A 12,528-nucleotide genomic window follows, 5' to 3' on the forward strand; every position below is an offset into this window, starting at 1 on the left:
TCCGGGACGGTCGCCGGGCGATCAATTTCGAACACTTATTCAATTTCGGGGGTCAGGCGGGATTCCGCGGGGTGTTCTCCCGCCGCTCCCGCTCGGACCGGGCCCGCTGCCAGCGCGTGAGCAGGCCGTCGGGCACCTCCTCCGCCGTGAGCGCGTAGACGAGGTGGTCGCGCCAGGCCCCGTCGATGTGCAGATAACGCGGCCGCAGCCCCTCCTCGCGGAATCCGAGTTTCTCCACCACCCGGCGGCTGGGCCGGTTCTCGGGGCGAATGCAGACCTCGAGCCGGTGCAGGCCGACGGTACGGAAACAGTGGTCGACCGCCAGCGCGACCGCCGTGGGCATCACCCCGCGGCCGGCCACCGACTCGTCCACCCAGTAGCCGACGTGACCCGAGCACATCGACCCCCAGGTGATCCCGGCGACCGTCAACTGCCCGACGAGCTGCCCCTGGTACTCGATGACGAACGGCAGCATCCGGCCCGCGTTGGCCTCGGACCTCAGGTGCCGGACCATCTGCCGGTAGGTCGGCCGGTGGGTGATCGGACCGCTGGGCGTGGGCGGCGGGATGGTCGCCTCCCACGGGCGCAGCCAGTCGCGGTTGCGCCGGTTGACCTCGCGCCAGACCCGCTGGTCGCGCAGCTTTATCGGCCGGAGGACGACATCGCCGTCCGCCAGTACGACGGGCCAGGAGGGGCTGTTCAGCTCGCACCCCCGCTGCCGGGGCCGGGTCTGGGGTGGTCACCGCCGCGGATCTGGTCGACGGCGTGGACCAGCAGCGGCTCCAGGACGGCGAGACCGTCCCGCACCCCGCCGCTGGAACCCGGCAGATTGACGATCAGCGTCCCCCGCGCCACCCCCGCCAGCCCGCGGGAGAGCGCGGCGGTGGGCACCTTCTCCCGGCCGAACGCGCGGATGGCCTCGGCGATGCCCGGCACCTCGTGGTCGATCACCTGGCGGGTGGCCTCGGGCGTGCGGTCGGTGGGCGAGATGCCGGTGCCGCCGGTGGTGACCACCACGTCGTAACCGGCCGCCACGGCCTCCCGCAGCGCCGCGGCCACCGGGTCGCCGTCGGGCACGACCCGCGGGCCGTCCACGGCGAACCCGAAGCGCGCGAGGCCCTCGGCGATCAGCGGGCCGCCCTTGTCCTCGTAGACCCCGGCGGCGGCGCGGTTGGAGGCGGTGACGACCAGCGCGCGGTACGGCCCGGCGCTCATGCCCGGCTCCAGTCGCCCGACTTGCCGCCCGTCTTCTCCTCGACCCGTACGTCCGTGATGACCGCTCCCTTGTCGACCGCCTTGACCATGTCGATCACGGTGAGCGCGGCGACCGTCACCGCGGTGAGGGCCTCCATCTCGACGCCCGTGCGGTCCGTCGTCCTGACGCTGGCCTCGATCCGCACGGCGTCGTCCGCGACCGACAGGTCCAGTTTCACACCGGACACCGACAACGGGTGGCACAGGGGGATCAGATCCGGGGTGCGCTTGGCGCCCATGATGCCCGCGATGCGCGCGGTGGCCAGGGCGTCGCCCTTGGGCACGCCCTCCCCGCGCAGCAGCTCGACCACCCGGGGTGACACGAGGACCCGGCCGCTCGCGCGCGCCGTGCGGGCGGTCACGTCCTTGTCGGACACGTCGACCATGCGGGCCGCGCCCGCCGCGTCGATGTGCGTCAGTCGGTCCTGTGCGGCGGCTCCGGGGGTGTCCCCCCGGGAAGGCTCAGTCATGCTGTGTGACGCTCCCGGTCCGGGCCCGTCGCGGTGCGGTGCACGGGCCTGCTGTGCGCGACACGCTACCGCCAAGCCGGGCCGGGCACCGGGCCAGGCCCCCGGGGCCCCTCAGCCGAGCAGCACGACCTCCACCTCGGTGCCCGGCTCCACGGACTCCACGTCCTCCGGGACGACGATCAGCGCGTCCGCGTGCGCCAGCGCCGCGACCAGATGGGAGCCGGCGCCGCCCACCGGGCGCACCGTGCCGTCGGCGTGGGCGCCGCGCAGGAACTGGCGCCGGCCCTTGGGCGAGCGCAGCGGCGCGTCCGCGGTCAGGGTGGCCCTGACCCGGGGCCGGTGGACGTCCTCGAGGCCCATCAGGGTGCGGATGGCGGGCCGGACGAACAGCTCGAAGGAGACGTACGAAGAGACCGGGTTGCCGGGCAGGGCCAGCAGGGGAGTGTGGTCCGGCCCGATGGAGCCGAAGCCCTGGGGTTTGCCGGGCTGCATGGCGAGCTTGCGGAACTCCACCCCGCTGCCCGGCTCGTCCTCGTCCCCGGCGTGGGACAGCGCCTCCTTGACGACGTCGTACGCCCCGACGCTCACCCCGCCCGTGGTGACCATCAGGTCGGCGCGGACGAGCTGGTCCTCGATGGTGGACCGGAGGGTGTCGGCGTCGTCGGCGACGGCGCCGACCCGGTAGGCGATGGCGCCGGCGTCCCGGGCGGCCGCGGTGAGGGCGAAGCTGTTGGAGTCGTAGATCTGGCCGTTCGCCAGCGCCTCGCCGGGCTGGACGAGTTCGCTGCCCGTGGACATCACGACCACCCGCGGGCGCGGGCGCACCCGCACCGAGCCCCGGCCGACCGCGGCGAGCAGCGCGAGCTGCGGCGGGCCGAGGATGGTGCCGGCCTCCAGGGCCAGGTCGCCGGCCTTCACGTCGCTGCCCTTGGCCCGCACGTGCGCGCGCGCCTCGGCGGGGCGGTGCACCCGCACCTGCCCCTCGGACCCCTCCGGCGCCAGACTCCGCGACCGCATCCCGGTGACGGGCCCCTCGCCGAGTCCGCCATCGGTCCACTCGACGGGTACGACGGCCTCGGCGCCGGGCGGCAGCGGTGCGCCGGTCATGATGCGGGCGGCCTGGCCGGGCCCGACCCGCACCGGCTCGCCCGCGCCCGCCGCGACGTCGCCGACGACCTCGAGGACGGCCGGGAACTCCTCACTGGCGCCCGCGATGTCCGCGACCCGTACCGCGTACCCGTCCATGGAGCTGTTGTCGAACGGCGGCAGGGAGACCGGCACCGTGATGTCCTCGACCAGGACGCACCCCTGGGCGTCGAGCAGTTGCAGCTCGATGGGTTCCAGGGGGCGGACGCTGCCGAGGATGTCCTCCAGGTGGTCGTCCACCGACCACAGGTCGTCCGGGCCGGCGGGGCGGGTCGCGGCGCTGCTCAACGTTGCTGCATCTCCTCGGCTACGTAACTGCGGAGCCAGGTCCGGAAGTCCGGGCCCAGATCCTCACGTTCGCACGCCAGTCTGACAATGGCACGCAGGTAGTCGCCACGGTCGCCGGTGTCGTAGCGGCGACCCTTGAAGACGACGCCGTGCACCGGGCCGCCGACCTTCTCGTCCTCGGTGAGCTGCTGGAGGGCGTCGGTGAGCTGGATCTCGCCGCCGCGGCCGGGCTCGGTCTTGCGGAGTATGTCGAAGACGTGCGGGTCGAGCACATAGCGGCCGATGACCGCGTAGTGGGAGGGTGCGTCCGCCGGGTCCGGCTTCTCGACCAGCCCGGTCACCTTGACCACGTCGCTGTCGGGGGTGCTCTCCACGGCCGCGCAGCCGTAGAGGTGGATCTGCTCGGGCGCGACCTCCATGAGGGCGATCACGCTGCCGCCGTGCTGCTCCTGGATCTCGATCATGCGCTGGAGCAGCGGGTCGCGGGGGTCGATCAGGTCGTCGCCGAGGAGCACGGCGAAGGGCTCCTGGCCGACGTGCGGGGCCGCGCACAGCACGGCGTGGCCGAGGCCCCTGGGGTCGCCCTGGCGCACGTAGTGCATGGTGGCCAGGTCGCTGGACTCCTGCACCTTCGCGAGCCGGCCGGCGTCGCCCTTCTTCTGCAGCGCCGATTCCAGCTCGTAGTTGCGGTCGAAGTGGTCCTCGAGGGGACGCTTGTTGCGTCCGGTGATCATGAGGACGTCGTCGAGCCCCGCCGACACGGCCTCCTCGACCACGTACTGGATCGCGGGCTTGTCCACGACCGGCAGCATCTCCTTGGGAGTGGCCTTGGTGGCCGGCAGGAACCGGGTGCCGAGGCCTGCTGCAGGGATGACAGCCTTGCTGATCCTGGGGTGCGACTGAGTCATGTCGGCAACCTTATCCGGTGCCTTTGTAGGGATTCTGAGGCTCCGGTCAATTGGCACTCATATGAGCACATTGAGAAAGGGTGCGGAACGACCAGTGGAACACGACGGACGCACGGCCGAGCCTGACAAGCGAACATTGCGGCGGGAGTTCCTCGCGGTGAGGAACAGGTTGCCGGAGGATGTCGTCCGGGCGGCGGGCGAGGCGCTGGCCCGGCGCGCTCTGGAGCTGCCCGAACTGGCGGGGGCGCGCACGGTGGCGGCCTACGTCTCCGTCGGCGCCGAGCCGGGCACGCTCGCCCTGCTGGACGCCCTGCGCGCGCGGGGCGTGCGCGTCCTGCTCCCCGTCCTGCTGCCGGACAACGATCTCGACTGGGGAGAGTACACCGGCCCCGACTCCCTCGCGCGTGTTCAACATGGCGGAAAAATGGCCCTGTTCGAGCCCTCCGGCGAGCGGCTCGGCCCGGCCGCGGTGACCGGGGCGGACGTCGTCCTGCTGCCCGGGCTCGCGGTCGACGCGCGCGGGATGCGCCTGGGACGCGGCGGCGGGTCGTACGACCGGGTGCTCGCGCGCCTGGAGCGCGCGGGCGCGGGGCCCGCGCTCGTGGTGCTGCTGTACGACACGGAGGTCGTCGAGCGGGTCCCGGCGCAGGCCCACGACCGGCCGGTGCACGCGGTGGTGACGCCGTCGGGCGCGCACCGCCTCACGGGCGCCTGAGCGGGCCCGCACACGACGGACGGCCCTCCACGCGCGCGTGGAGGGCCGTCCGGCTCCGGTCGGGTCAGCGGCTCACGGCCGGAGGACGAGGGTGTCGCTGGTGCTCCTGCCGACCGCCTGGCCGGAGAAGGACCAGGGCAGCAGTTCGCCCTTGGCCCACTTGCCGGTCTGGTCCGTGTAGTGGGCGCTGAAGGCGTGCCCGGAGGCGCCGGTCAGGTTGATCCACTTGGACTTGTCGAGGTCGGCGAGGTTGACCACCATCCGCATGGACGGCACCCACACGACGTTGTAGCCGCCGGCGGCGTTCCAGCCGGAGGCGTTGACGGTGGCCTCGCCGCCGCTGAGCTTCCAGGGGCCGCGGTTGAGGATGTACTGCAGGGCTTGGGGGCCGGCGGTGCCGAGCGTCTGGTTCTTCAGGAACAGGCGGTGCAGCCGGCCCCAGCTCCAGGTGTCGATGTCCTTGCCGAGCTTGGAGGTCAGCTCCCAGCGGGCGTCGATCATGGCGCGGGCGAACAGGGAGTCGCGGTCGGTCGCCGCGGGGCGCGTGCCCCGCTCGGGCGTCTTCCACCAGTCGCTGTCCGGCTTGTCCATGAGCTTGCGCACGACCTCGAACCAGCGGTCGCCGCCGTCCGGCTGCGCCTGGTCGGCGTCGCGCTCGCCGCACTCGCGCACCTTGCCGTCGTCGTCGACCGGCCCGGTGCTGTCGGCCTTGTCGACCCACAGGCACTGGCCCTTGACGCGCAGCTCCTTGGGGAGCTTGTTGCCGAAGGCGAGCTTGAGGACGTTGCGCCAGACGGCGTTGAAGTAGGCGGCGGCCGCGGAGTCGGCGTCCTGGGTGTAGTCCCAGCCCTCCAGCAGCTTCTGGGCGTCGCGGACGGACTTGTCGTCCAGGTTGATCTTCAGCAGCTTGGGCACCAGCAGCTTGGCGATCTCGCTGCTGTTGTCCATCTGCATCTGCCGCATGTCGTCGGTGGAGATCCTGCCGCCGTCCTTGATCTTGGACTCGATCAGGTCGGTGATGCGCTGGCTGCGGGTGCCGTAACCCCAGTCGGTGGTCAGGGTGTAGGGGTACTTGTCCTTGTCGACCACGGCCTGGTTGGCGGTGACGATGTAGCCGCGCTCCGGGTCGTACTCGTAGGGCAGCTCGTCGTCCTTGACGAAGCCGGTCCAGCGGTACTTGGCGTCCCAGCCGGGCACCGGGACGGAGCCGTCGGCGCCCGAGGAGCGGGTGGGGATCTTCCCGGGCAGCGTGTAGCCGATGTGGTTCTTGGTGTCGGCGTAGATCAGGTTCTGCGAGGGCACGTCGAACAGGGCGGCCGCGGACCGGAAGTCGCTCCAGCCGGCCGCCTTGTCGAGGGCGAACACGGCGTCCATCGAGGTGCCCGGGTCGAGCGCGGTCCACCGCAGGGCGATGCCGTAGCCGTCGCCGCGGTCGGGGGCCGCGGTGTTGACGCCGGCCCGCCGGCCGACCTGGACGAGTTCGTCGTCGCGGTCGGACAGCAGGGGCATGCCGTCGGCGGTCTGGCGGACGACGATCTTCTTGGCCTCCCCGCCGGCGACCTTGATGGTCTCCTCGCGGGTCTTGAAGGGCCGCACCTTGCCGTCGTACAGGTAGCCGTCGCCGGAGAGCTTCTCCAGGTAGAGGTCGCTGACGTCGACACCGGAGTTGGTCATGCCCCAGGCGATGTCCGCGTTGTGGCCGATGATCACACCGGGCATTCCGGCGAACGTGTAGCCCGTGACGTCGTACTGGCACGTGGCGGAGACGCTGCGGCAGTGCAGGCCCATCTGGTACCAGACGGACGGCAGCGACGCCGACAGGTGCGGGTCGTTGGCGAGCAGCGGCTTCTTGGTGATCGTGTACTTCCCGGCGACCACCCAGGAGTTGGAGCCGATGCCCTGGCCGTTCACGCCGACGGCGGCGGGCACGTCGTCGAGGACCTTGTAGAGGCCCGCGAGCTGGCTGGTGAGGGCCGAGCCGGTCGAACTCTGGGCGCCGGTTCCCGTACCCGTTCCCGTACCGGTGCCCGTCGTTCCCGTTCCGGTGCCGGTGCCGGTGCCCGTGGCGCCCTGCGAGCCGCTCGCGGAGCCGCTCTGCTGGAAGGTCTTGGACAGCTCGCTGTACTGCCCCTCCTGCACGATCGGCTTGTTGCGGCTGTAGGGGTACTCCGGATAGAGGTCCGCGATCTGCTGCGGGTCGAGGCGGCTGGTCATCAGGGCCCGGTCGATCTCGTCCTGCATGTTGCCGCGCAGGTCCCAGGCCATGGCCTTCAGCCAGGACACGGAGTCGACCGGGGTCCACTCGACGGGCTTGTAGTCGTTGGTGAAGCCCAGGGCGGCGTACTCGAGGGAGATCTCCGCGCCGTCCTTGCCCTTCAGGTAGGCGTTGACGCCCTTGGCGTAGGCCTGGAGGTACTTCTTGGTGGAGGCCGACAGCTTGGTGTCGTACTCCTGCTTCGCCACCCGGTCCCAGCCGAGCGTGCGCAGGAACTCGTCGTTCTTGACCTGGCTCTTGCCGAACATCTCAGACAGGCGCCCGGAGGTCAGGTGGCGGCGCACGTCCATCTCGTAGAACCGGTCCTGGGCCTGGACGTAGCCCTGGGCCATGAACAGGTCCTCGTCCGAGGAGGCGTAGACCTGCGGGATGCCGTTGCCGTCGCGTTTGACGTCGACGGGGCCCGACAGGCCGTCGAGCGTGATCGAGCCCTTGGTCTGCGGGAAGGAGGCCCGGACCGTGCTGATCGACCAGAACGCCCCGTAGGCGATGCCGCCGATGATGGCCAGGACGAGCACCAGCACGAGGAGCCGGCCTTTGCGCCCCTTCTTCCTCCCGGTCGTGCTGGGCGCGACACCCGTCGTGGCGGTGTCACCCGTTGTGGCGGTGGTGTTGGGGGGCATCGCTGTCCTTGCTGTCCTAACGCGAGCGGCAGGCGGTCCTGGAGTGCTGGAGCAACCATAGGCGCAGGGCTCGATCGCGCTTGACGCGGAGTCGGGAACCGGCACGCACGGGCGTTCGATCTTGCCTCGGCAAGCGTCAAGAAAGCGTCAAGAGTTAGGTAAGGTAACGAAGTAACCGGAGAACCAAGGGGAGGAACCGCCGCTGAACGTTCACCACCTCAACCAGCTCCTGCTCGTCTGCTCCGTCGTCCTCCTCGTCGCCGTCGCGGCCGTCCGGATCTCCTCGCGCAGCGGGCTCCCCAGCCTGCTCGTCTACCTGGGCATCGGCGTCGTCATGGGGCAGGACGGCCTCGGTCACGTGGGCTTCAACAGCGCCGCGCTGACCCAGGTCATCGGGTACGCGGCCCTCGTCGTGATCCTCGCCGAGGGCGGTCTCGGCACCAAGTGGAAAGAAGTCCGGCCGGTCATGGCCTCGGCCTCGGTGCTGGCCCTGGTCGGAGTCGGGATCAGCGTCGGGGTCACGGCGGCGGGCGCGCACTACCTGGTGGGGCTGGACTGGCGGACGGCGCTGATCATCGGCGCGGTGGTGTCGTCGACGGACGCGGCGGCGGTCTTCTCGGTGCTGCGGCGCGTTCCCCTGCCCACGCGCGTGACGGCCACGCTGGAGGCGGAGTCCGGCTTCAACGACGCCCCGGTGGTCATCCTGGTCGTCGCCTTCGCCGCGACCGGTCCGGTCGAGCACTGGTACGTCCTGGTCGGCGAGATCGCGCTGGAGCTGGCCATCGGCGCCGCCCTGGGCCTCGCGGTGGGCTGGTTCGGCTCCTGGGGGCTGCGGCACGTCGCCCTGCCCGCCTCCGGCCTCTACCCGATCGCCGTCCTGGCCATCGCCGTCACGGCGTACGCGGCCGGGGCGCTGGCCCACGGCAGCGGCTTCCTCGCCGTCTACCTGGCCTCGATGATGCTGGGCAACGCGCGGCTGCCGCACTGGCCCGCCACCCGCGGCTTCGCCGAGGGGCTCGGCTGGATCGCGCAGATCGGCATGTTCGTCCTGCTCGGCCTGCTCGTCACCCCGCACGAACTGGGCGACGACGTCGTGCCGGCGCTGCTCATCGGGCTGGTGCTGACCATGGTGGCCCGGCCGCTGAGCGTGGTGCTCAGTCTGGCGCCGTTCCGGGTGCCGTGGTCGGAGCAGGCGCTGATGTCGTGGGCGGGGCTGCGCGGCGCCGTGCCCATCATCCTGGCGACCATCCCGATGGTGACGGGCGTCGGCGGCAGCCGCCGCATCTTCAACATCGTCTTCGTACTGGTCGTCGTCTACACCCTCGTCCAGGGCCCGACCCTGCCCTGGCTGGCCCGCAAGCTGCGGCTGGGCGAGCAGGGCGAGGCCTCCGACCTCGGCATCGAGTCGGCGCCGCTGGAGCGGCTGCGCGGCCATCTGCTGTCCCTCGCGATCACCGAGGGCTCCCGGATGCACGGCGTCGAGGTGAGCGAGCTGCGGATGCCGCCCGGCGCCGCCGTCACGCTCGTCGTCCGCGAGGGCAAGTCGTTCGTCCCGCTGCCCACCACCGTGCTGCGGCACGGGGACGAGCTCCTCGTGGTCGCCACCGACCCCGTGCGCGACGCGGCGGAACGGCGCCTGCGCGCGGTCGCGCAGGGCGGCAAGCTGGCGGACTGGCTGGGCGCGGACGGGGCCGGGCGGGGCGGCTCCCGTTGAGCGGAGGTTTCGTACCGTTCACACCGCCCGCAATCCCAGGCGGCACCCGCCGATGGTGCTCGTTTTCACAGGTCGGTGAACGATGATCCCTGTACGATGAAGGCGCACCCTGATCGAACCAACTCTGCCTGACGCAGAGCTGGCGCGACCGTATGGCGGCCGGGTCGCCTCCACTCTTCGTGGGCACCGGTATCTACCGCAGTTCCGCGCAAGAGGACAGCTCTCGGCGCCCGGACCCCGCACGGGACCCGCGCTACCAGGCGGCAGAAAGGCACGGGCCGTGGGATCCACGGTCACCACCTCCGACCCGGAGAAGACCTCGCCGGCGCCGCCCCGCCCCGGATACGGACAGCTGCTGCGCACCCGCGGCGCCTGGACGTTCCTGCTCCCCGGCTTCGCGGCACGCCAGCCGTTCGCGATGCTCACCATCTCCATCGTGCTGCTGGTGCAGCACACCACCGGCTCGTACGGCGCCGCCGGCGCCGCCGCGGCCGCCACCGGTGTCTCCATGGCGCTGTTCGCGCCCTACAGCGGCCGCCTCGCCGACCGCTACGGGCAGCGCGCGGTCCTCGTCCCCGGTGTCCTCGTGCACGCCCTGTCGGGCCTGAGCCTGACGGCGCTCGCGCTGGCGCACGCGCCCCTGTGGGCGCTGTTCGTGGCCGCCGTACCGACCGGCGCCTCGGTGCCGCAGGTCGGCCCCATGGTGCGCGCGCGCTGGGGCGTGAAGCTCCAGGGCTCGCCCCTGATGACCACCGCGGCGGCCTTCGAGTCCGTCACCGACGAGCTGACCTTCGTCTTCGGACCCCTGCTGGCGACCGCGCTGTGCACCGCCGTCACCCCGTCCGCGGGCCTGGTGACCGAGGCCGCGCTGACCCTCGTCGGCGGCCTGCTGTTCGCCGCGAGCAGGAGCACGCAGCCGCCGGTGAGCGCCGGCAGCGGGCACACGCGCGTGCGCCACGAGTCCGCCCTGCGCGTGCCCGGCGTGCGCGTGCTGGTCGTGACGTTCCTGGGCATCGGCGCCGTGTTCGGCGGCATGCAGGTGTCGCTGGCCGCGTACACAGAGTCGATCGGCGAGCCCGGTCTGAACGGCGTCCTGTACGGCGTCTTCGCTGCGGGAAACATGCTCTCCGGCATCGTCTGCGGCGCGATCGCCTGGAAGGCCGCGCCGCAGCGCCGCCTGGTCCTCGGCTACACCGGGCTCGCGCTGACCGCGTCGGCGCTGTGGACGGCGCACTCGGTGCCGCTGCTGGCCGGCCTCGGCCTGCTGGTCGGCATGTGCATCGCCCCGGCCCTGATCACCGGCTACACCCTGGTCGAGGGTCTGGTCCCGGCCGAGGCCCGGACCGAGGCGTTCACCTGGCTGACCGGCGCCGTCGCGCTCGGCCAGGCGGCGGCCGTCACCGTCGCCGGCCAGCTGGAGGACCGGCTGTGGGACGGCGCGGGATTCCTGGTGCCGATGGCCGGTACGGTGCTCGCGCTGCTCACCCTGGTGGCCCTGCGTTCACGGCTCGACGCGCGGTCCCAGAGCCGCACGGTCGCACGTGGCGTCGGTCACCGCGTCCCCGTGACGGTGGACTGAACACCGGGAATACGTCACTATGGATCGTCGTTAGCACTCATCGAGTGAGAGTGCCAGGAGGAAGACAGTGCCGACGTACCAGTACCAGTGCACCGAGTGCGGCGAGGGCCTCGAGGCGGTGCAGAAGTTCACCGACGACGCCCTGACCGAGTGCCCCGCCTGCAGCGGCCGCCTGAAGAAGGTGTTCTCCGCGGTCGGCATCGTCTTCAAGGGCTCCGGCTTCTACCGCAACGATTCCCGCGGTTCCTCGTCGAGCAGCAGCCCGGCGTCGAAGTCGACCTCGTCCTCGGCCGGCTCCTCGTCCGACGCGAAGTCGTCCTCGTCGGCGTCCTCGTCGTCCTCGACCACGACGTCCGGCTCCACCAGCACCTCCGCGGCCTGAGCCACCGCTCACCGGGCCCTGCCGTCCTGCGACGGCGGGGCCTTCGGCATACCCCGGCACCGGCTCCACCACGGCGTCCCGGGCAGCTAATGTGCTCGTCATGGCGAACGCAGAGATCGGCGTAATCGGCGGCTCGGGCTTCTACTCGTTCCTCGAGGACGTGACCGAGGTCCAGGTGGACACCCCCTACGGACAGCCCAGCGACTCACTCTTCCTCGGTGAGCTGGCCGGCCGGCGGGTCGCCTTCCTGCCCCGGCACGGCCGCGGCCACCATCTGCCGCCGCACCGCATCAACTACCGCGCCAACCTCTGGGCTCTGCGCTCGGTCGGCGTCCGCCAGGTGCTCGGCCCCTGCGCGGTGGGCGGGCTGCGCCCCGAGTACGGGCCCGGCACCCTGCTCGTGCCGGACCAGTTCGTCGACCGTACGAAGTCCAGGACGCAGACCTTCTTCGACGGCCTGCCGCTGCCCGACGGCACGGTGCCCAACGTGGTGCACGTGTCCATGGCCGACCCGTACTGCCCGGCCGGGCGGGCCGCCGCGCTCAAGGCGGCGCGCGGCCGGGACTGGGAGGCGGTGGACGGCGGCACGCTGGTCGTGGTCGAGGGGCCGCGCTTCTCGACCCGCGCCGAGTCGCTGTGGCACCAGGCGCAGGGCTGGTCGGTGGTGGGCATGACCGGCCACCCCGAGGCGGCGCTCGCCCGTGAACTGGAGCTCTGCTACACGTCGCTGACCCTGGTCACCGACCTCGACGCGGGCGCCGAGAGCGGCGAGGGCGTCTCGCACGAGGAGGTTCTCGAGGTGTTCGCGGCCAACGTGGACAGGCTGCGGGAGGTGCTGTTCGACGCGGTGGCGGCGCTGCCGGGCACCGGCGACCGGGACTGCCTGTGCGTGAACGCGCTGGGCGGGATGGACCCGGGGTTCGACCTGCCGTGAGCTGAGGCTGAGTTCGACCTGCTGTGAGGTGAAGAGGCGGGGCGGACGGGTCGGGGCCGGAGGTCGGGGCGGTCGGGCCAGGGCCGGGGCGGAGGGATCGGGGAAGAACGCCAGGGCCGACGGGTTGGGGCCGACGGACCAAAGCCGGGAGGCCAGGGCCCGCGAACCATGGCCGGGAGACCGGGGCCGACGAACCAGGGCCGGAGACCGGGGCGGGCCCGGGAGGCCGGGGCCGACGGA

The 12,528-nt window shown here is 71.9% G+C and carries 11 protein-coding genes; 5 read left to right on the plus strand and 6 right to left on the minus strand.

Annotated features, from left to right (window positions below; genetic code table 11):
* Nucleotides 1-52 precede the first annotated feature (52 nt).
* From ACZ7JA_RS21190 to galU, 5 genes are all read right to left on the minus strand, one after another.
* Nucleotides 53-703: a GNAT family N-acetyltransferase gene (locus ACZ7JA_RS21190; RefSeq protein WP_351665057.1), complete on the minus strand. Its 651-nt coding sequence runs from the start codon at nt 701-703 to the stop codon at nt 53-55.
* Complete coding sequence (locus tag ACZ7JA_RS21195) at nt 700-1,215, minus strand: MogA/MoaB family molybdenum cofactor biosynthesis protein (protein ID WP_393436201.1); 516 nt, start codon at nt 1,213-1,215, stop codon at nt 700-702. The genes ACZ7JA_RS21190 and ACZ7JA_RS21195 overlap by 4 nt, the downstream gene beginning before the upstream one ends.
* On the minus strand, nt 1,212-1,724 hold the full coding sequence (moaC, locus tag ACZ7JA_RS21200; protein ID WP_470809716.1) for a cyclic pyranopterin monophosphate synthase MoaC: 513 nt from the start codon (nt 1,722-1,724) through the stop codon (nt 1,212-1,214). The genes ACZ7JA_RS21195 and moaC overlap by 4 nt, the downstream gene beginning before the upstream one ends.
* A 111-nt stretch (nt 1,725-1,835) precedes the next feature.
* Nucleotides 1,836-3,158, minus strand: a complete 1,323-nt coding sequence (gene glp, locus ACZ7JA_RS21205) for a molybdotransferase-like divisome protein Glp (RefSeq protein WP_351664920.1) — start codon at nt 3,156-3,158, stop codon at nt 1,836-1,838.
* On the minus strand, nt 3,155-4,066 hold the full coding sequence (gene galU, locus ACZ7JA_RS21210; protein WP_351664922.1) for a UTP--glucose-1-phosphate uridylyltransferase GalU: 912 nt from the start codon (nt 4,064-4,066) through the stop codon (nt 3,155-3,157). The genes glp and galU overlap by 4 nt, the downstream gene beginning before the upstream one ends.
* Nucleotides 4,067-4,127: 61 nt before the next feature.
* Here galU and ACZ7JA_RS21215 point away from each other — a divergent pair, with 61 nt between their 5' ends.
* On the plus strand, nt 4,128-4,781 hold the full coding sequence (locus ACZ7JA_RS21215; protein WP_470809719.1) for a 5-formyltetrahydrofolate cyclo-ligase: 654 nt from the start codon (nt 4,128-4,130) through the stop codon (nt 4,779-4,781).
* A 72-nt stretch (nt 4,782-4,853) separates the two neighbouring features.
* Here ACZ7JA_RS21215 and ACZ7JA_RS21220 read toward each other — a convergent pair whose 3' ends face one another.
* Nucleotides 4,854-7,679, minus strand: coding sequence for a penicillin acylase family protein (locus tag ACZ7JA_RS21220; RefSeq protein ID WP_389303412.1), 2,826 nt, complete (start codon nt 7,677-7,679; stop codon nt 4,854-4,856).
* 202 nt (nt 7,680-7,881) lie between these two features.
* On the opposite strand from ACZ7JA_RS21220, the gene ACZ7JA_RS21225 reads away from it, so the two are divergent.
* The 4 genes from ACZ7JA_RS21225 (at nt 7,882) to ACZ7JA_RS21240 (ending at nt 12,288) form a co-directional block, all read left to right on the plus strand.
* Nucleotides 7,882-9,393 carry a potassium/proton antiporter gene (locus tag ACZ7JA_RS21225; RefSeq protein ID WP_351665059.1) on the plus strand — a complete coding sequence of 504 codons (1,512 nt, stop codon included), beginning with the start codon at nt 7,882-7,884 and terminating at the stop codon, nt 9,391-9,393.
* A gap of 280 nt (nt 9,394-9,673) precedes the next feature.
* Nucleotides 9,674-10,972, plus strand: a complete 1,299-nt coding sequence (locus tag ACZ7JA_RS21230) for an MFS transporter (protein ID WP_389303409.1) — start codon at nt 9,674-9,676, stop codon at nt 10,970-10,972.
* Between the two features lie 67 nt (nt 10,973-11,039).
* Nucleotides 11,040-11,354, plus strand: coding sequence for an FmdB family zinc ribbon protein (locus ACZ7JA_RS21235; protein WP_351664930.1), 315 nt, complete (start codon nt 11,040-11,042; stop codon nt 11,352-11,354).
* 100 nt (nt 11,355-11,454) lie between these two features.
* Nucleotides 11,455-12,288 (plus strand): S-methyl-5'-thioadenosine phosphorylase, encoded by an 834-nt coding sequence (locus ACZ7JA_RS21240; protein ID WP_351664932.1) that lies wholly within the window; start codon nt 11,455-11,457, stop codon nt 12,286-12,288.
* Nucleotides 12,289-12,528: the final 240 nt, after the last annotated feature.

The sequence above is a fragment of the Streptomyces sp. NPDC038135 genome, assembly GCF_055601245.1.